Genomic DNA, 16,715 nt, shown 5'->3' on the forward strand with positions numbered 1-16,715 from the left:
ATGGCTGCCGACCACCGGAACACGAATCCCCTTCCCGCACTCTGGCGGGACCTTGCCCCGCTGCTGCCGGAGAATCCTGCGCCCGCACCCTGGACGGGACCGCGCTGGTGGTGGGCGGGCGCACTGGACGTGGAGGGACTGGCCCTGGCATCCCTGCAGGCGCTGGCTACGGCGCTCGCCGCCGGGACGGGCCGGGACATCGCGCTCACCTCCCGCGGGGCGGCGGCATCGTTCGCCTCCTATTCGCATCTGCGGGTGGATGGCAGAGCGGTTGGCGGGTTTGCGCCGCTGTCGGGTTTCCGCCGCACCATTGACGGATGGGTTCGGCTGCACGCCAACTACCCGCACCACGAACGTGCCCTGTTCACTGCACTGGGGGTTGCCTCCGCCGACGCCGTAGACGCTGCACTGCTTCGGATGACGGCCATGGAGGTGGAGGATCGGGTGACGGCACACGGGGGAGTGGCAGCCCCGGTCCGTCCGCCAGAGGAGTGGGCGGGCTCCCCGGCGGTCGAGGCGTTCCAAGGGGAACCGTGGATCCGTGTGGACACCGCACCGGCACCAGCGCCTCCCCGCAGTGTGCCGGCTGCCCTGCGCGGCGGGTCCGGCGGGATTCTGGACGGCCTGCGCGTCCTGGACCTGACGAGGGTGATCGCCGGTCCGTCGGGCAGCCGGATCCTGGGCGCTTTGGGTGCCGACGTGCTGCGGATCGACCCGCCCGGCATGCCGGAGCTGGAGGAACAGTATCTGGACACCGGCTTCTCGAAGCGCAGTGCGGTGGCCGACCTCACCGACCCGGCCGCCTACCGGCGGTTCCGCGGACTCCTCGAGGCGGCCGACGTCGTGCTGCTGGGGTACCGGGGCGGCTCCCTGGCCCGCTTCGGACTGGATCCGGACGCGCTGCGGGCGGACTACCCGGGGCTGGGCGTGGTGAGCTTCGACGCCTGGGGCAACGCCGGGCCGTGGGCCGCCCGGCGGGGTTTCGACAGCATCGTGCAGGCTGCCAGCGGCATTGCCGCCATTTACGGCAGCGGGGAGGGAGACTCGTGGCGGCCCGGGGCGCTGCCGGTCCAGGCGCTGGACTATGCCACCGGCCTCGGGGCGGCCGCCGCTGCGGTGGCGCTCATGGGCGCCCGGAATCGGGGGATCAGCGGATCGGCCCACTTGTCGCTGGCGCGCACCGCGCTGGAGCTGATGCGGCTGCCTGCTCCGCCCTCGGGCACCGAGCGGAGCGAACTGGAACCGGAGCTCCGGACCTGGCCGAGTGTCTACGGCGAGCTGACGTTTGCGCCGCCGCCCCTGCAGGTGGACGGGAGGCAGCTTGAGCACAGCCGGCCGCCGCAGCCTTACGGCAGTTCTGCGCTGGTGTGGGAATGACCCCGTCTCCGGTCCGTCCGTTAGGGAAGCCTACCCGGCCTCAGCAACGAGGGAACGGCAGCCCGGCCCGGGTCCAGCGGCATCGGGCTGATGAGCAGGGCCGGTCCGCGGTGAAGCGTCCCGCTGCTCAACGGCCGGCAGCGCAGCCCGCCCCGGCCCCGCATCGCCTTGTGCGCACCGGGAGCCAGGACCCGGTCCATCCAGGCGCAGGGGTGGGCCTGCCTGCCGCCGTGGAATTCCACCCGGCCGTCGGCAGATTCGAGGACAAAGTCCTGCCCCAGCAGCGGGGACAGTTCGGCACCGCGGAGCACCACGTTCCGGCGCGCCAGCAGCGGGTCAAAGGGATCGGCACCAAGCTCCGCGGCGATGGCCTCCAACGACTCCACAGCTAACAAGGTAACGGCCGCATCCATATGGGCGGCCTTGCCGAAGAACCGGTCACCGACAATCCCCTTGCCGGCAACTACCTCAGCCTGGTCCGCATCGGTGGTGACGACGTCGGCCGGCCCGTCCTTGGCCCGCCCGAAGTAGGCGTGTGCGGGCGAGACGAGCAGGTGCAGGATCTCGACGTCGTACGCATAACTCATGCCTCCACGCTAACCGCTCCTGCGTGGACGGGACGCCGCCGCTCATTCCATCAGTGGGGGAGGTTGGCACGGGCGTGCCGGTGCCGCCCGCGTTGTGCCGCACGTGCGAGGATGGCGCGAAACGGCGAGGGCGCCGTGCCGGACGAAGGATGGGTAGGGGAACAATGCGGTACCTGTACCTGAGGACATGTGCGTCCATGGCCGGCCTGCTGTGTTTGAGCCTGGTCGTGTCGCTCGCCGTGTTTGCTCACCTTTTCAAGGAGCCGGCGATGGACGCGGCGGCTGCCCCCGAAGCAGAGCCGCCGGACAGTTTCACGCTCGTGATCAACAAGAACCGACCCCTCGCGGCGGACTACGTGCCGGCCGATCTGACAGACGCGGGCGGGCTGCTGCTGCGCGCCGAAGCGGCTGAAGCCTATGCCCGGATGGTTGGTGATGCCGCGGCGGAGGGCGTCGCCGTTTCTCCCGTCAGCGGCTACCGGTCACGGGAAGAACAGTCCCGGCTGCACGCCTCCTACACCGAGAAGTACGGGCAGGAGGGAGCCGATTCGCTCTCCGCCCGGCCCGGCCACAGCGAGCATGAGACCGGGCTGGCCGTGGACATCGGCAATCCGGACGGTCTATGCGCGCTGGAAACCTGTTTCGAAGGAACGGCAGCCGGTTCATGGACCGCTGCGAACGCCCACCGGTACGGCTTCCTGATCCGTTATCCGGCCGGGGCGGAACACATCACCGGGTATGCCTACGAGCCCTGGCACCTGCGTTACGTGGGGCCGGAGGTGGCCGGCGGAGTCCATGACTCCGGGGTGACGCTGGAGGAGTTTCTCGGCTTTCCGGCCGCGCCGAACTACTGACCGCTAAACCGCCTTCACCACCGGCAGTTCGCTCCACTCGGTGGTGTACCGCGGCGAGGAATACCTGCGCGACATGGTCCATTCCGGCGTCGCCGTGGACATCCCCGCCAGTCCGAGCCCGATGCTCGCCGCACCGTATTTGTCCGTGACTTTCCCCAGCAGTTCGCCCAGGTTCCGCCGTTCCTGTGCGGAGACGAACTCCTCGAACAGCGGCTGCGCGCCGGCGGACTCCAATCCGCTGAGCATCACCCCGGCCTTGGTGTAGGGCACACCCTCGACCACCTGGGACTCGAGCGCGCCGACGGCGGCCCGGCTGAGGACCACGGGATCCGCCGTCGGAGTGGGCAGTCGCACCGTGGCGGAGGGGAACGACGCCGCCCGCTCGCTGAAGTGCGACGTACCGGCATAAGCGGTGAGGATGCTGGCCTGCTGTCCCTCACGCTCCAGCCGTGCGGCCGCCTGCTGCGCGTAGATGCTCATGACCTGCCGCATTTCCGCACCGGTAGTGACCGGCGTCGAGAAGCTCCGGGAGAAGATCAGCTGTTTGCGGTCCGCCCGCTCGTCCTCGTGCGGGATGCAGGCGGTGCCGTTGAGCTCCAGCACGGTGCGCTGCAGGGTGACCGAGAATTTCCGGCGGATCAGCGCCGGATCGGCTGCGCGCAGGTCCGCGACGGTGGTGATCCCCATCGCATCCAGCTTCGTGCCCAGCCGGGACCCCACGCCCCAGAGGCCGGTGACCGGCACCCGGGACATGATGGCTTCTACGGCGGCCGGGTCCATGGTCTCGAGGTTGCAGACGCCCTGCAGGTGCCGGTTCTGTTTGGCGATCCGGTTGGCGAACTTCGCCAGGGTCTTGGTGGTGCCGATGCCCACGCAGACAGGCAGGCCGGTGTGGCGGGCGACGGCGGTGCGGATCGTTGCCCCCTGTGCCTCCAGATCGCGCGGCGTGCCGGCGAGTCCGAGGAAGGACTCATCGATCGAGTACACCTCCTGCCACAGCGCGTAACGCCCCAGCAGTTCCATCACACGGGAACTGAGATCTCCGTAGAGCTCGTAGTTGCTCGAGCGCTGGATCAGGCCCACGCGCGGCGCGGATTCGGCGAGCTTGAACCACGGCGTGCCGGTCTTGATGCCCAGTGCCTTCGCCTCGTCCGAGCGTGCCACCACGCAGCCGTCGTTGTTGGACAGCACCACCACCGGCACCCCTGCCAGTTTGGGGTCGAACGCGCGCTCGCAGGAGACGTAGAAGCTGTTGACGTCCACCAGCGCGATCCGCTGGGCGGCTGCCGGCGGCGCGGACGGCTCAGACATGGTGCAGGCAGCGGGTCACAACGCCCCACACGGACAGTTCCGACGGCTCAGCCACGAGGATGTCCGGATACCCGGGGCTTTCGGCCCGCAGCACGATCCGCTGCCCGCTCAGCAGCAGCCGCCGGACCGTGAGTTCCCCGTCCACCACGGCGACGACGACGGCGCCGTCGCGCGGCGTGAGCGAACGGTCCACAATCAGTTCATCCCCGTTGCAGATACCGGTGCCCGCCATGGAATCGCCTTCCACCCGCACCACGTAGGTGGAGGTGGGGTCCCGGATCAGGTGCCGGTTGAGGTCAATCCGGCCGTCAAAATAGTCCCGGGCCGGACTGGGAAACCCTGCGGCAGTCGCGGCGTCGGACTCCGACGGCGGAGCGGGGCGGCGGGAACGGTCTGCTGAGAACACCGCCATGCCGAGGCCTCCTGGGGATATTTCTAGAACGGGGATATTTCTAGAACATACTTTCGAACCCCAAGCCTAGCACCGGACTGCTATTCGTTACTTGAGCGGGATCCCGTGCGCGTCGGTGCGGAAGGACCGGGCGTTGCAGAGAATCATCAGGCCTTCGACGAAGCCCCAGACGGCTCCCATGCCCGTGAAACAGGTCAGGACAAGCTGCGCGATGCCCACGCTGTTGTTGCCCAGGTAGAAGCGGTGGACGCCGAAGCCGCCGAGGAAAATTCCGAGCAGTCCGGCGGTGACGCGGGATTTCTGGGGCCGGTAACCCGGGCCCTGCGGTGCGTGGCCGAACTGGGCATGGCCGTAGCCCTGGGCCTGCTGGTGGCCGGCGGACGGGTAACCCTGGACGGGATACCCCTGGGCCTGGTTCGGGTAGCCCTGGCCGGGATACCCCTGGCCGGGCTGGTTCGGGTAGCCGGGTGAAGGATAGTGAGGTGCCTGCTGCCCGTATCCCTGGGGATTCTGGGGCTGGGGGTGCTGAGGCTGCTGGCCGGCGGGGGCGGTAGGTTCGGGTTTCTTGGGGGAGGCGTATTGCTCGTCCCACTCGTCGGACCACCGGTTTCCGTGGTTGTTTCCCTGGCCGGGACCGTTACCTGACATGGTTTCCTCCAACGTTTTTTTCGAAGCCATCCGGACGGGGCGTCGAGATTCAGCTTCAACTCCGGCAGCGATCGCCGCAATCATCCGGATATACCTGCTGCCTGCACTCTAACAGCCGCCAGTAACAGAAGCCCCAGACCCGCCCGCGCCCGGACGGACTTGCTTAGGCGCCTGCCCGTGCCCAGCGCGCGAGCCGGTCGCTGGCTTCCATCCAGGCTGTGTCCAGGACCTGTTCCTGAGGATGGGCATCGTGCCACTGGATGATTTCGCGGGCACCTTCGGAAAACGGAATCACCGCCTGGTAATCCGGCACCAGGGACTTGATCTTGCTGTTGTCGAAGATGACCGAATGGCTCTTGTCGCCCAGCAGGCCGGGGCCCCGCCCCGGATCGAGCGCTGCGATGGTCTCCGATGGCACGTGGACCAGGAGTGGGTCGGGGACACCGGCGGCAGCCGCCAGGGAACGGTAAACGGCGTCCCAGGGCAGGAACTCGTCGGATGTGATGGTGTAGCTTTCGCCGACGGCGGCGGGCCGGCCCAGGAGGCCTACGAAGGCCTTCGCGAAATCCCGGCTGTGCGTCAGCGTCCACAAGGACGTGCCGTCACCGTGCACCACTACCGGCAGCCCGGCGCGCATCCGGTGGATGTCCGTCCAGTGCCCGGACAGGGGGACCATTGTGGCGTCATAGGTATGCGACGGGCGCACGACCGTCCCCGGAAAGCCCTCGCTCCGGTAGGCCTGCACCAGGATGTCCTCCCCGGCGATCTTGTCCCGGGAGTACTGCCAGAACGGGTTGCGCAGCGGCGTCGACTCCCGCACCGGCAGCCGTGCGGGCGGCTTCTGGTACGCCGAGGCCGAGCTGATGAACACATACTGCCCGGTTCGGCCGCGGTACAGTTCCACCGCCGCTGCCACATGCTCGGCGGTGAAGGACAGGAAGTCCGCCACGGCGTCGAACGTCCGGCTGCCCAGGGCGCCCCGAACGGCACCCGTATCCCGGACATCGGCGGACAGGACCTCGACGCCGGCCGGCGCCGGACGCAGCGCAGACACGCCCCGGTTCAGCACTGTCACCCGATGCCCGAGGCTGGCAGCGTGCGCGACGGCGGCGGCACTGATCACGCCGGTGCCGCCGATGAAAAGCAGATCAAGAGCCGCGGGATGCGTCATTGCGGGTTTCCTTACGGGTGTCCTTGACTGGGGGAAGGAGCCGGGCTTAGGTGGAGGTGCCCGGCTCCGAACTGCACCCAGCCTAGATGACCGCACGGCAGGAAAGGCACCGCCATGACAGAGAGTCCCCGCACCGTTGTTCCGGAACTGACGCTCGGCAACTCCGTACGGATTCCGCAATTGGGGTTCGGCGTCTTCCAGGTCCCGGCTGACCGGGCGCAGGAAGTGGTGGAGGACGCCCTGGCTGCCGGATACCGTCATATCGACACCGCTGCCGCGTATGGCAACGAGGCCGGAGTGGGAGCGGCCATCGCCGCATCCGGCATTCCCCGGTCCGAGATCTTCGTGACCACCAAGCTGCGCAACGGAGACCAGGGGAGGGCGCGGGCCGCGTTCCTGGACAGCCGGCGAGCGCTGAACCTCGACGTCGTCGACCTCTACCTGATCCATTGGCCGGTGCCCTCGCAGGGGATGTTCGTGCAGGCCTGGAAGGAACTCGAGGCCCTGTACCGGGACGGCTATATGCGCGCCATCGGGGTCTCCAACTTCCTCGCCGACCATTTGGATGCCCTGTACGAGCAGAGCCAGGTCCTGCCGGCCGTGAACCAGATCGAACTGCATCCCGGGTTCCAGCAGGCGGCGCTCGCGGCCGACACCATTTCCCGCGGCATCGCCGTCGAGGCCTACAGTCCGTTGGGGCAGGGCAGGGAACTGGGCGGGCCGGAAGTGGCGGCGCTCGCAGAGAAGTACGCAGCCACGGCAGCGCAGGTGGTGCTGGCTTGGCACCTGGGTTCGGGAAGGATCGTCATTCCCAAATCGTCCGACTCGGGGCGGATGCGGGAGAACCTGGCCGCCGTCGGTCTGGAACTGACGCAGGAGGAACTGGACCTCCTGGACGGGCTGGAGGGCGGACGCCGGATCGGTGCCGATCCGGCGACGGCGGACTTCAGCCAGTTCTGACCTGCCGGACAGTCCAGGGAGGGTAGATGCGGCCGTCTCAGGAAGCACTGGATCTCCTGTACGCCATCGGCGACGAACTGCAGGACGGTCCATTGACCGTGGGCACCATGTTCCGCAGCCCGGGGCTGCGTACCAGATCTAAGATCGTGGCCTTCCTCGGTTCCGGCGACTACCTGATCGTGAAGCTGCCGAAAGCCCGCGCCCAGGAGCTCATTGCTGCAGGTGCCGCAGGGCCGGTCACCATGGGTAAGCGCACCATGCGGGAATGGGTCGAGGTGCCGTCCGCCGCGGACCCGGGGGCCACGGCACTCCAATGGACGGCACTCACCCGCGAGGCGCTGGAATATGTCCGCAGCCTTCCGGGTTAGCACGGCAATGAGCTTTCACTCGCTCCACCTGTGACAGGAGAATGCCGTGAATGATCCATCCCCCTTGATAGCCGTTGTCGGTGCCACCGGGCATCAGGGCAGCGCCGTCGTGACCGCGCTGCTTGAGCGCGGCGCGAAGGTCCGCGCACTGGTCCGGGACCCCTCCGGCAGCCGCGCTGCGTCGCTCGCGGACCGCGGCGTCGAACTGGTTCCGGGAGACCTGACGGACCCGGACAGCCTCGATGCGTTCCTCAAGGGAGCGGACGCCGCCTACGCGATGGCCACCATGGCCGGGCCCGGCGGAACGGAACAGGAAACCGCCAACGGCGTGGCGCTCGCGGACGCGGCCCGGCGGACGGGTTTGCCGCATCTTCTCTACAGCTCCGTCGGCGGAGCCGAACGGCAGTCGGGGGTGCCCCACTTTGAAAGCAAGCGCCGCGTCGAGGAGCACATCGAGGCCCTGGGCCTGCACGCCACGTTCCTGCGCCCCGTGTTCTTCACTGATAACTTTCAAGGCTTCGGCGTCAGCACGGAGGACGGTGAAGTGGTGGTGCGGATGCCGCTGCCGGACAACATCCCGCTGCAGATGGTCGCCGTGCACGACGTCGGCCGGGCTGCGGCTGCGATCCTGGCCGGCGGCACCGATGTGGAGGGCGGCGCCGTCGAAATCGCGGGGGATGAGCTCACCGGCTCGCAGATCGCAGCAGCTTTCGGTGAGGCCGCCGGGCTGCCGGCCCGTTATGAGGCGCTGCCGCTGGAGGTGGTCGAGTCCCAGGGGGATCTGGCGGCGATGTTCCGCTGGTTCGGGCAAACTTCCGCCTACCAGGGCGACTTCGAGGCAACCCGCGCCCTGCTGGGGGATGCCCCGCTGGATCTGCCCGGTTGGATCAAAGTCTCGGGATGGACGGCGGGCTGACCTCACCCGGCGTCCCGGGCCGTGCGGTCACCCAGGGTTTCCTTGCGTGAGTTGTTGGTCCGGCGGGTGACGGCCGAGGCCCAGACCCAGGTGGCCCGGCGCAGTCCGGCGTCCTCCCAGAGCACCTGTACCGCCCGGGACGACCAGCTGCAGGCTTCGCCCTTCACACGCTCGGCAGCGCCGGGGAACCGGATCCAGGCCCAGACGGGCACCCCGGGCACCGACGTGGTGACCGGATTGTGCTCGAAGTCCAGCTCTTCCGGGGTAAGGCTGATCGGCTCGGCCCGCCGTGCATAGCGGGCCGCCAGCCGCTCGGCGGCGTCCTGGTTCATACTCTTAAAAATAGAACATATGTTCGAAAGCGGGTAACCGGGCCGGGTCCCTGCCATGCTCATGCCGGCGGCAGGTCCATGGTGCACAATAGGTGCCATGTGCGGACGGTACGTAATGGCAAGGGCGACGTCGGATCTGGTCTCGGCGTTCGCCGTCGAGCAAACGGTGGGACCGGACGTGCTCCCGTCCTGGAACGTTGCCCCCACGGATGATGTGCGGATCGTCACCGAGCGGTTCTCCAATGAAGCACCGGTGCGGCGGCTGGCGACGGCTAAATGGGGGCTGGTTCCCGTCTGGGCCAAGGACCCCAAGATCGGATCCCGGATGATCAACGCCCGGCGGGAAACCATCCTGGAGAAACCGGCGTTCCGCAAGGCGGCCGTGAAGCGCCGTGCCCTGGTGCCGGCCGACGGTTACTACGAGTGGGAAAAGTCCGCGGACGGCAAGATCCCCACCTACCTGTACTCCGGCAAACAGGACCCGCTGGCGTTCGCAGGCCTGTATGAGTTCTGGCCGGACCCGGCGCTGCCGGAGGACCACGAACACAAGTGGCTGCTGAGCGTCACCATCATCACCACGAAAGCCACGGACGCGCTCGGCCACATCCACGACCGCACCCCGCTGATCATTCCGCCGGACCTCTACACTGACTGGCTGGACCCGAAGCTGACGGACGGGGCAGACGTCGCCCAGCTGCTGGACGCCGTGCCCGAACCCACGCTGACCCCGCGGGTGGTGTCCCGCGAGGTCAACTCGGTGCGCAACAACGGGCCGGAACTGATCGAGCCTGCGAGCGCCTGACACCTGGTGAACCCCGGTGGATTACCAGGCGTAGTCCTCCGGCGCCGGTGAGTGCCCGGGGAAGATCCCGTCCAGCCGGGCCAGCGTCCGTGCATCCAGGGTGACGTCCAGGGCGAGGAGTGCCTCGTCCAGCTGCTCTTGGGTGCGCGGGCCCACCAGCGGCGCCGTCACCGCTGGCTGGTGCAGCAGCCAGGCCAGTGCCAGGACGCCGGGCAGGATGTCCAGTTCCGCGGCCAGTGCCTCGTACTGCCGGATCTGCTCCTCGTGTTTCTCCAGCAGGTTCCGCACCCTGCCCTCGGCACGCCGCCCGCCGCCGTCGGCCTCCTTCGCCAGGATCCCGCCGAGCAGGCCGCCCTGCAGAGGGGACCACGGTAGGATTCCGAGCCCGTACTGCTGCGCCGCGGGAAGGACTTCCAGTTCCACGGACCGGTTGATCAGGTTGTAAATACTCTGCTCGCTCACCAGCCCTGCAAAGTTCCGCCGGCTGGCGTTTTCCTGCGCCCGGGCAATGTGCCAGCCGGCGAAGTTGCTGCTGCCGTTGTAAATGATCTTGCCCTGCACCACCGCCACCTCCATGGCCTGCCAGATCTCCTCCCACGGCGTGTTCCGGTCAACGTGGTGGAACTGGTAGAGGTCGATGTAATCGGTCTGCAGCCGCTTCAGGCTGGCGTCCAGGGCGCGCCGGATGTTCAAGGCCGAGAGGTAGGTGTCATTGGGGCGTTCGCTCATGGAGCCGTAGAGCTTGGTGGCGAGGACGGTGTCCTCGCGCCGCCCGCCGCCTTTGGCGAACCAGCGTCCGATGATCTGCTCGGTCCAGCCCTTACGCTCACCCCAGCCGTAGACGTTGGCGGTATCGAAGAAGTTGATGCCGGTATCCCGGGCGGAGTCCATGATGGCGTGGGCGTCCGCCTCGTCGGTTTTGGGTCCGAAGTTCATGGTGCCCAGGCACAGGCGGGACACGGACAGGCCGGAGCGGCCGAGATGCGTATATTCCATCCGGCCAGTGTGCTCCCCGTTACGTTGCGGGGCCAGCCGTCGGACGGTGCTGGGGTAGCCTGAAAGCCAATTCCGGAACGGCAGGGAGAAGCAAGCACGTGGCTGAATCGTATTACCGCTCGCTGGGCAACGACGCCTATGAGGCAACCATCCACACCCAGGGGGCCTGGAACCCGCAGGAGCAGCACATGGCTCCCATTTCCGGCCTGCTGGCCCACTGCCTGGAGCAGTTCCGTCCACGCCCCGAGCTGCGCATGGCCCGGATCAGCTACGACATTTTCGGGTTGATCCCGCGCACCGCCTTCGAGGTGAAAACCTCCGTCCTGCGCCCCGGACGGACCATTGAACTGGTGCAGGCCGAGATGGTGGTTGAGGGCCGCACCGCCGTTCGCGCCACCGCCTGGCGCCTTGCCCGCGGCTCGACGGCCGAGGTGGCCGCCGTGGAAGACGATGCCATGCCCGGCCCGGCAGAGGCGGGCACCCATGAAGGCATGACCGAGTGGCCCGGGGCGTTTATTGAATCCCTGGAGAAACGGGCGCTGCCGGGGCTGCGTCCGGGCCGCGGCCGGGCGTGGCTGCGCACCCCGCACGAAATGGTGGAAGGCACGCCGACGTCGGACCTGGTCCGCCTCGTGGGCATGGCAGACACCGCCAACGGTATTTCCACCCGCGTGCCCCCGGGCGGTGACAGCTACATGTTCCCGAACGTGGACCTGCAGCTGCACCTGCACCGCGAACCCCGGGGGGAATGGCTGGGCCTGGACACCCAGGTAACCTTCGGTGCCGACGGCATCGGCCTGACTTCGACGGTCCTGCATGACCTGCAGGGACCGTTTGGGCGCAGCGAGCAGATCCTGACCGTCCGGCCGCTCGGCGGAGCGTAGGCGGTGCCCTCCGCCTTGGAAGTGTTCCGGCAGGAGGAATCCCTGGGCGCCGCCGCCGACCTCGACTTTGCGCTCGCCATGCTCGACGCCGTCCGCAGCGGCGGGCTCGGCCCGGCCCTGCGGATTTACCGTCCCCGCCCCACGGTCGCCCTGGGGCAGCGCGACGCCAAGCTGCCCGGCTTCGCCGCGGCACAGGCTGCCTGCCGCCGGCAAGGTTTCGAGCCGCTGGTCCGAAAGGCCGGCGGCCGGGCCGCCGCCTACCACGAGGGCTGCCTGATCCTGGATCATGTGGAGCCGGACACCGACGCGCTCGCCGGCTCGAGACGCCGGTTCGCTGATTTCGGCGAGCTGCTGGCCGGCGCGTTCCGCAAGGCCGGACTGACCGCCAATGTAGGCGAAATCCCGGGGGAGTACTGCCCCGGGGAATTCACCGTCTCCGGCGAGGCTCCCGGCGGGGAGCGGATCAAACTGGTGGGCACCGCCCAACGGGTGATTGCCGGCGGCTGGCTGTTTTCCTCAGTGCTGGTGGTGGACAACGCCCTCCCGCTCCGCCGGGTCTTGACCGACTGCTATGCCGAGCTCGGGCTGAGCTGGGACCCGCGCACCGCCGGAGCCGCCCGGGACCTCGCACCGGGACTGGATATGGTCCAGGTGCAGGACGCCGTCCTGGCCGCCTACGCCGGCTACGCACCCCTCGTTGACGGGGACTTCACCGCACTGCGGGGGAGAGTTGCGCAACACTAGGGCCGCGTCGCTTCGTCCCGGCGGCTGCCGGGGATAGTGTTGATGGCGGTGAGCCGGCTTAACCGGAGCGGCTATCAACATTCGTAACAAAGGAATTCCATTGGGCTCAGACACCGTTGAAAACACTGCGCTGCGGCTGCAGGCGGTCCTGGAGATCCTCGCAGCAGAGGACCCGTCAGCTACCGGCAAGGTCAGCAGGGCAAAGGTACTCGGTGCCGCCCTGGACCGTGTGCCGCTCGAAGGACGCGAAGCGGAGGCCCTGGCCAGCGGCACCACGCGCGGCGAGCGTGCCTTGGTGAACGCCACCACCAAACTCGTCAAGGCGGGCTGGATCCTCAAGGAAGCCCGCTCCGGCTGGAGCATCACCAACGAGGGCCGCCGGGCCCTGAAGGACTTCCCGGAGCCGGCGCACCTGTCGGCCGCCCTCAGCGGGAAGCCGGTGGCAGCGGCAGAAACCGCTTCGCCGGCAGAGGAAGTAGTGGAAGAGGTCCTGCGCGACGCCGTCGCCGTCCCTTCCGCTCCGGCCGAACAGCACGGCTCGCACCCGGAGACCGGCATCCCGGAGCCGTCCTTCCCGCAGCCGGAGTCCGTGGCCCTCGCGGGCGATTTCGGCGCGGCGCTCGGCACCGAGGACTGGAATCCGGCCGGCGCGCAGTTCGCGTTCGACCGCCACGACGAACTGTGGAAGCTCACGGTGGACCTGCCCGAAGGCACGTACACCTACAAGGTGGCACTGAACGGTTCGTGGGACGAAAACTACGGGTTCGACGCACACCGCGACGGCGGCAATATCGAGCTGTGGCATACCGGCGGTCCGCTGACTTTCCTGTATGACCACGCCACGCACAACGTAGTCACCAAGGCAACCGCCTAGGACCGGCCCGGCGTTAGCCCGGACCCTCAACGGGGTCCACCAGGAACCCGCGGGGCTCCCGCACCCACCAGACCCGTTCGCGGCGCAGTTCCGCCGGCGTGGAGTAGCGGTAGCGGTAGACCCGGGCACGGATCCAGCGGGGCGGCTCGCCGTCGAACGGGTCCCTGCGCAGCAGGCGCAGGGTCCGCCGGTCGGCGGCGAGCAGCTTCCGCAGCAGCACCGGGAACCAGGCACCGGCGGCACCCAGGCCCAGGAACCACATCAGCCAGTCCAGGCGCAGGTGGTAGGGCGCAAACTGGCGCGGCATCCGGCGCGGGTCCCCGGGCTTGCCCTTGAACTCGTACTCCAGCCAGCGGGCGTCCGGCCCCGGCGGATCGTTGGTGCCCTCGATGACCACCTCGTCCCGCCGCCGCGTAATGCTGCCGAACGCACCGTAGGCATTGGAAAGGTGCCAGCGGTTGAAGCTGGCATTCATCAGCTGGTCGCGGCGGACCAGGTTCTTCAGCGGTTCCCACGCCCAGTACAGCACCGCCAGGGTTACGGCGCCGACGACGACGGCGAACGCCGCCGGGGTTGCCTCCGGATCCGGTGCGGCGAACTGCACTCCCGGAAGCACCGCCTGCACGGCCGAATCGCTCAGGGCCGTGCACGCGAGCAGGATGGTCAGCACGTTCAGCCAGGCGAAGTTCCCCGAAAGGACGAGCCAGAACTGGGTAAAGATCACCACCGCCGCGGCAATCGAAGCCACCGGCTGCGGGAAGAACAGGAAGAACGGCACCACCAGCTGGGCGAAGTGGTTGCCCAGCACCTCCATCCGGTGCAGCGGCTTTGGCAGATGGTGGAAGAACCAGCTGGCCGGGTTCGGCATCGGCTGGGTTTCGTGGTGGTAGTACAGGGCGGTGAGATCCCTCCACACCTTGTCGCCGCGCATCTTGATCAGGCCCGCACCGAATTCGAGCCGGAACACCAGCCAGCGGAAGGCCCACAGCACCGCGACCGGAACCGCGACGTCGTCGGAGCCCAGGAACGCGGCCAGGAAGCCCGCCTCCAGCAGCAGCGATTCCCAGCCGAACCCGTAGAACGTCTGCCCGATGTTCACCACGGACAGGTACAGCCCCCAGATAAACAGGAAAGCTGCCATCGGCAGCCACCACGGCCCGGACTGCGGCACTCCCGCCACCAGCAGCGCGGAGACGACGGCGCCTGCCCACGCCACGGCGAGCAGGAACCGGTCCGAATAGTGCCAGTGGAAGAGGGTGGGAATTCCCCTGCCCTTGATCCGGGCCAGGAACTGCGGGGCCGGGAGCAGGCCGTTTTCGCCGAGCAGCGCCGGGAACTGGGCGGCCGCGGAGAGGAACGCGATCAGGTACACGGCGGCGATGCCGCGCTGCAGCACCTGGCGGGCGAATTCGTATCCTTCGGCGCTGAACCACTCCATGGCATGTCAGCCTAGCTCCAGCGGCGGGCCGGCGCCGCCCGTTACAGGCGCCGGCTTAAATGTACTTATTGATGTACACCCAGCGTCCCCCGAGGTCTGTACGGAGGGCTTCGAGCAGGGTCGTAACGAGTTCGGGTGAATACCCGCCGGTGCCGGTATCAATGATGACCGCGAAGGACGCCATGGCCATGCAACTCCCCAGGTCCCAGTCACCGAATAGTCCCGCCCATGAGCAGTCGGGACAGGCAAGCCGGGGCTCGGGGCCGCCGTCGTACCATTCACTGACCAGCGGAACAATCAGCTCGAGCGGAAACTGGAAAGTGCAGCGCGTGCAAACGGGACCCCCGGTACCCTCACCGGCAAAGTAGTAGTCCCGTCCGGCGACGAAGCTGTAGCTTCCGTTGGCGTCTGCGGATGCCGCCAAGGTGCGCGGTCCGAAGGCGTCGGCGGGGTGCTTGTCGTAGTAGGGGTCGTAGACCGTAGGGTCGGCCATGCTCCAGCCGGTGCTGCGGAACCACCTCCGTACCTGGCTGAATCGTTCCTCGCTTCCTTCCGGGTCTACGGAAAGGTCCAGCAGTTGTTCCCGGTTATCGCTCATGCCACACCGTAACGAATGCCGCCGGAAAATACCCGAAAGAGCAGCAGGTTCCTCTTGCCTGCCCCTCGTCCTACGCTGGAACGGTGGCAGAACCCTCTGCCGCGGGAGGTGCCGGAAATGACCGGATCGCGTGTCCTTGCCCTCGTCGTCGCCCATCCCGACGACGACGCGTACGGGCTGGCGGGAACAGTGGCGCTGCACGAAGACGATCCGGAGTTCCGCTTCGTCCTGGTCCACGCGACCGACGGCGGCGCCGGGCAGATTGATCCGTCCTATCCGCCGGTCAACGAACCGCTGGGGCGGATCCGGCGGCGGGAAATGGAAGCCGCATGGACGGCGCACGGCAGGCCGCCGGACCGCCACGAGTGGCTGGACTACGACGACGGTGCAGTGGCGCAGGTTCCCTTCGATGAACTGGTGGAGCGGATCGGCGACATCCTGGCGCAGGAGCGGCCCGACGTCGTCGCCACCTTCGGCCCCGACGGAATCACCGGGCACCCGGACCACATCGCAGTCGGTGCGGCCACCGATGCAGCGTTCACGGGCCTTCGGGCCGACGGCGGTCCGGGGCTGCAGCGCCTGCTGCACGGCGGTGTCCGCCGCTCCACCTGGGAACGGTGGAACCGCAGCCGGGTCCGGCACGGACTGGAACCCTGGGATGAGGGCAGGGTGTATGACGTACGTCCGGTTCCGGACGACCTGATCGGCATGGAGGTGGACGTCGGCAGCGTGGCGCACCGGATCGTGGCGGGGCTGATGGAGCATCGGACCCAGCGGCACGTGGTTTCCCCGGGGGTGCCCCCGGATTCGGAAGAGGATGCCGGCTGGGCCCGTTCCGTCTCAGTGGAGCCCCTGGTCATTGCCTGGCCGCCGCGGCAGCCCGGGGCAGCCGTACTGGGTGATGTTTTCGAGGGGTTGGACTAGACGGCGTCGACGTTCCGGATGCCGAGTTGCGCGGCCCTTGGAACGCCAGCATGTCTGCCCGCCGGGTGACGGTGAGTTGCTGTGGACTCCTACCCCCTTAGGCAGGAATAAGCCATCCCGAGTACGCCTCGGTAGCCCTCTTCATATGCAACGCGCTGTTCCTCATAATATTGCCGACGGACCTGCCCTGCGGCGGGTGGAACGAGCGGGACACTGCTGAATGGATTGCTGATGCCAAGCCGGTGCAGCTTTTTCACGAACAGACGGTGGAAGAAGACAAGCTCAAGGCAGATATGGTGAATCGCCCCGATCGATGGATGCCAATCTCAGTCGGCAGCAACGACGGATTGCCCTTTGTGGATCGTGCGGATGGCGGCGAGGCAGGAATTCCGGCTCTGCACTCTTGAGGAGGAACCCGAGCCGGAGGACATCGCCGACGCGATCGCTGCCGTGGTGTCCACCGAGTTCCGCTGGGCAACGGGGGAGCGCATCGAGGTTTCCGGCGGCGTGCTGCTGTAG

The 16,715-nt window shown here is 67.9% G+C and carries 20 protein-coding genes; 11 read left to right on the forward strand and 9 right to left on the reverse strand.

The window, feature by feature from the left end; all coding sequences use genetic code 11:
* Nucleotides 1–1,377, forward strand: coding sequence for a CoA transferase (locus NNX38_RS07930; protein ID WP_255797501.1), 1,377 nt, complete (start codon nucleotides 1–3; stop codon nucleotides 1,375–1,377).
* Nucleotides 1,378–1,397: 20 nt separating this feature from the next.
* Here the strand turns inward: NNX38_RS07930 and NNX38_RS07935 are convergent, their stop codons facing one another.
* Complete coding sequence (locus NNX38_RS07935) at nucleotides 1,398–1,964, reverse strand: MOSC domain-containing protein (protein WP_255797502.1); 567 nt, start codon at nucleotides 1,962–1,964, stop codon at nucleotides 1,398–1,400.
* A 269-nt stretch (nucleotides 1,965–2,233) separates the two neighbouring features.
* Here NNX38_RS07935 and NNX38_RS07940 point away from each other — a divergent pair, with 269 nt between their 5' ends.
* Nucleotides 2,234–2,818, forward strand: a complete 585-nt coding sequence (locus tag NNX38_RS07940) for a D-alanyl-D-alanine carboxypeptidase family protein (RefSeq protein WP_255797503.1) — start codon at nucleotides 2,234–2,236, stop codon at nucleotides 2,816–2,818.
* 3 nt (nucleotides 2,819–2,821) lie between these two features.
* On the opposite strand, the gene NNX38_RS07945 is transcribed toward NNX38_RS07940, so the two are convergent.
* The 4 genes from NNX38_RS07945 to NNX38_RS07960 all read right to left on the reverse strand — a co-directional run bounded on the left by NNX38_RS07945 (nucleotide 2,822) and on the right by NNX38_RS07960 (nucleotide 6,360).
* The gene (locus tag NNX38_RS07945; protein WP_255797504.1) at nucleotides 2,822–4,129 is read right to left on the reverse strand and encodes a Y-family DNA polymerase; all 1,308 of its coding nucleotides are present in this window, start codon (nucleotides 4,127–4,129) and stop codon (nucleotides 2,822–2,824) included.
* Entirely contained in the window at nucleotides 4,122–4,541 is a 420-nt protein-coding gene (locus tag NNX38_RS07950; protein WP_255797505.1) for a LexA family transcriptional regulator, read from the reverse strand. The genes NNX38_RS07945 and NNX38_RS07950 overlap by 8 nt, the downstream gene beginning before the upstream one ends.
* Nucleotides 4,542–4,628: 87 nt before the next feature.
* A complete protein-coding gene (locus NNX38_RS16815; protein WP_304661593.1) occupies nucleotides 4,629–5,189 on the reverse strand; it encodes a TM2 domain-containing protein in 561 nt (186 codons plus the stop codon).
* A gap of 163 nt (nucleotides 5,190–5,352) precedes the next feature.
* A complete protein-coding gene (locus NNX38_RS07960) occupies nucleotides 5,353–6,360 on the reverse strand; it encodes an NAD-dependent epimerase/dehydratase family protein (protein ID WP_255797506.1) in 1,008 nt (335 codons plus the stop codon).
* A 114-nt stretch (nucleotides 6,361–6,474) separates the two neighbouring features.
* Between NNX38_RS07960 and NNX38_RS07965 the strand changes: the two genes are divergently transcribed.
* Genes NNX38_RS07965 through NNX38_RS07975 form a run of 3 tightly spaced genes read left to right on the forward strand, consistent with a single transcriptional unit; the run spans nucleotide 6,475 to nucleotide 8,604 of the window.
* Entirely contained in the window at nucleotides 6,475–7,320 is an 846-nt protein-coding gene (locus NNX38_RS07965; RefSeq protein ID WP_255797507.1) for an aldo/keto reductase, read from the forward strand.
* A gap of 26 nt (nucleotides 7,321–7,346) precedes the next feature.
* Nucleotides 7,347–7,688 carry a hypothetical protein gene (locus tag NNX38_RS07970; protein ID WP_255797508.1) on the forward strand — a complete coding sequence of 114 codons (342 nt, stop codon included), beginning with the start codon at nucleotides 7,347–7,349 and terminating at the stop codon, nucleotides 7,686–7,688.
* A gap of 46 nt (nucleotides 7,689–7,734) precedes the next feature.
* Nucleotides 7,735–8,604: an NmrA/HSCARG family protein gene (locus tag NNX38_RS07975; protein ID WP_255797509.1), complete on the forward strand. Its 870-nt coding sequence runs from the start codon at nucleotides 7,735–7,737 to the stop codon at nucleotides 8,602–8,604.
* Nucleotides 8,605–8,606: 2 nt separating this feature from the next.
* Here NNX38_RS07975 and NNX38_RS07980 read toward each other — a convergent pair whose 3' ends face one another.
* Nucleotides 8,607–8,936 carry a hypothetical protein gene (locus NNX38_RS07980; RefSeq protein WP_229951722.1) on the reverse strand — a complete coding sequence of 110 codons (330 nt, stop codon included), beginning with the start codon at nucleotides 8,934–8,936 and terminating at the stop codon, nucleotides 8,607–8,609.
* Nucleotides 8,937–9,033: 97 nt separating this feature from the next.
* Here NNX38_RS07980 and NNX38_RS07985 point away from each other — a divergent pair, with 97 nt between their 5' ends.
* Nucleotides 9,034–9,738 carry an SOS response-associated peptidase gene (locus NNX38_RS07985; RefSeq protein WP_227921180.1) on the forward strand — a complete coding sequence of 235 codons (705 nt, stop codon included), beginning with the start codon at nucleotides 9,034–9,036 and terminating at the stop codon, nucleotides 9,736–9,738.
* Between the two features lie 21 nt (nucleotides 9,739–9,759).
* On the opposite strand, the gene NNX38_RS07990 is transcribed toward NNX38_RS07985, so the two are convergent.
* On the reverse strand, nucleotides 9,760–10,734 hold the full coding sequence (locus tag NNX38_RS07990; protein WP_255797510.1) for an aldo/keto reductase: 975 nt from the start codon (nucleotides 10,732–10,734) through the stop codon (nucleotides 9,760–9,762).
* A 98-nt stretch (nucleotides 10,735–10,832) separates the two neighbouring features.
* Here NNX38_RS07990 and NNX38_RS07995 point away from each other — a divergent pair, with 98 nt between their 5' ends.
* From NNX38_RS07995 to NNX38_RS08005, 3 genes are all read left to right on the forward strand, one after another.
* Nucleotides 10,833–11,618: a thioesterase family protein gene (locus NNX38_RS07995; protein ID WP_255797511.1), complete on the forward strand. Its 786-nt coding sequence runs from the start codon at nucleotides 10,833–10,835 to the stop codon at nucleotides 11,616–11,618.
* A gap of 3 nt (nucleotides 11,619–11,621) precedes the next feature.
* The gene (locus tag NNX38_RS08000) at nucleotides 11,622–12,362 is read left to right on the forward strand and encodes a lipoate--protein ligase family protein (RefSeq protein ID WP_255797512.1); all 741 of its coding nucleotides are present in this window, start codon (nucleotides 11,622–11,624) and stop codon (nucleotides 12,360–12,362) included.
* A 100-nt stretch (nucleotides 12,363–12,462) separates the two neighbouring features.
* A complete protein-coding gene (locus NNX38_RS08005) occupies nucleotides 12,463–13,236 on the forward strand; it encodes a winged helix-turn-helix domain-containing protein (RefSeq protein ID WP_255797513.1) in 774 nt (257 codons plus the stop codon).
* 13 nt (nucleotides 13,237–13,249) lie between these two features.
* On the opposite strand, the gene NNX38_RS08010 is transcribed toward NNX38_RS08005, so the two are convergent.
* Both NNX38_RS08010 and NNX38_RS08015 read right to left on the reverse strand, forming a co-directional pair.
* Nucleotides 13,250–14,674 carry a lipase maturation factor family protein gene (locus tag NNX38_RS08010; RefSeq protein WP_255797514.1) on the reverse strand — a complete coding sequence of 475 codons (1,425 nt, stop codon included), beginning with the start codon at nucleotides 14,672–14,674 and terminating at the stop codon, nucleotides 13,250–13,252.
* A gap of 55 nt (nucleotides 14,675–14,729) precedes the next feature.
* A complete protein-coding gene (locus NNX38_RS08015) occupies nucleotides 14,730–15,272 on the reverse strand; it encodes a hypothetical protein (RefSeq protein WP_255797515.1) in 543 nt (180 codons plus the stop codon).
* A 117-nt stretch (nucleotides 15,273–15,389) separates the two neighbouring features.
* On the opposite strand from NNX38_RS08015, the gene NNX38_RS08020 reads away from it, so the two are divergent.
* Both NNX38_RS08020 and NNX38_RS08025 read left to right on the forward strand, forming a co-directional pair.
* Nucleotides 15,390–16,196, forward strand: coding sequence for a PIG-L deacetylase family protein (locus NNX38_RS08020; RefSeq protein ID WP_255797516.1), 807 nt, complete (start codon nucleotides 15,390–15,392; stop codon nucleotides 16,194–16,196).
* Nucleotides 16,197–16,565: 369 nt separating this feature from the next.
* Nucleotides 16,566–16,715 carry a hypothetical protein gene (locus NNX38_RS08025; RefSeq protein ID WP_255797517.1) on the forward strand — a complete coding sequence of 50 codons (150 nt, stop codon included), beginning with the start codon at nucleotides 16,566–16,568 and terminating at the stop codon, nucleotides 16,713–16,715.

It is taken from the genome of Arthrobacter sp. zg-Y238 (genome assembly GCF_024385525.1).
GTDB classification, from domain to species: Bacteria; Actinomycetota; Actinomycetes; order Actinomycetales; family Micrococcaceae; genus Arthrobacter_B; species Arthrobacter_B jinronghuae.

Bases quoted from the DNA above. Each gene is read 5' to 3' on its own strand.
- NNX38_RS07930 (WP_255797501.1), top strand. From the start codon at position 1: ATGGCTGCCGACCACCGGAACACGAATCCCCTTCCCGCACTCTGGCGG.
- NNX38_RS07935 (WP_255797502.1), bottom strand. From the start codon at position 1,964: ATGAGTTATGCGTACGACGTCGAGATCCTGCACCTGCTCGTCTCGCCC.
- NNX38_RS07940 (WP_255797503.1), top strand. From the start codon at position 2,234: ATGGACGCGGCGGCTGCCCCCGAAGCAGAGCCGCCGGACAGTTTCACG.
- NNX38_RS07945 (WP_255797504.1), bottom strand. From the start codon at position 4,129: ATGTCTGAGCCGTCCGCGCCGCCGGCAGCCGCCCAGCGGATCGCGCTG.
- NNX38_RS07950 (WP_255797505.1), bottom strand. From the start codon at position 4,541: ATGGCGGTGTTCTCAGCAGACCGTTCCCGCCGCCCCGCTCCGCCGTCG.
- NNX38_RS16815 (WP_304661593.1), bottom strand. From the start codon at position 5,189: ATGTCAGGTAACGGTCCCGGCCAGGGAAACAACCACGGAAACCGGTGG.
- NNX38_RS07960 (WP_255797506.1), bottom strand. From the start codon at position 6,360: ATGACGCATCCCGCGGCTCTTGATCTGCTTTTCATCGGCGGCACCGGC.
- NNX38_RS07965 (WP_255797507.1), top strand. From the start codon at position 6,475: ATGACAGAGAGTCCCCGCACCGTTGTTCCGGAACTGACGCTCGGCAAC.
- NNX38_RS07970 (WP_255797508.1), top strand. From the start codon at position 7,347: ATGCGGCCGTCTCAGGAAGCACTGGATCTCCTGTACGCCATCGGCGAC.
- NNX38_RS07980 (WP_229951722.1), bottom strand. From the start codon at position 8,936: ATGAACCAGGACGCCGCCGAGCGGCTGGCGGCCCGCTATGCACGGCGG.
- NNX38_RS07985 (WP_227921180.1), top strand. From the start codon at position 9,034: ATGTGCGGACGGTACGTAATGGCAAGGGCGACGTCGGATCTGGTCTCG.
- NNX38_RS07990 (WP_255797510.1), bottom strand. From the start codon at position 10,734: ATGGAATATACGCATCTCGGCCGCTCCGGCCTGTCCGTGTCCCGCCTG.
- NNX38_RS08010 (WP_255797514.1), bottom strand. From the start codon at position 14,674: ATGGAGTGGTTCAGCGCCGAAGGATACGAATTCGCCCGCCAGGTGCTG.
- NNX38_RS08015 (WP_255797515.1), bottom strand. From the start codon at position 15,272: ATGAGCGATAACCGGGAACAACTGCTGGACCTTTCCGTAGACCCGGAA.
- NNX38_RS08020 (WP_255797516.1), top strand. From the start codon at position 15,390: ATGACCGGATCGCGTGTCCTTGCCCTCGTCGTCGCCCATCCCGACGAC.
- NNX38_RS08025 (WP_255797517.1), top strand. From the start codon at position 16,566: ATGGCGGCGAGGCAGGAATTCCGGCTCTGCACTCTTGAGGAGGAACCC.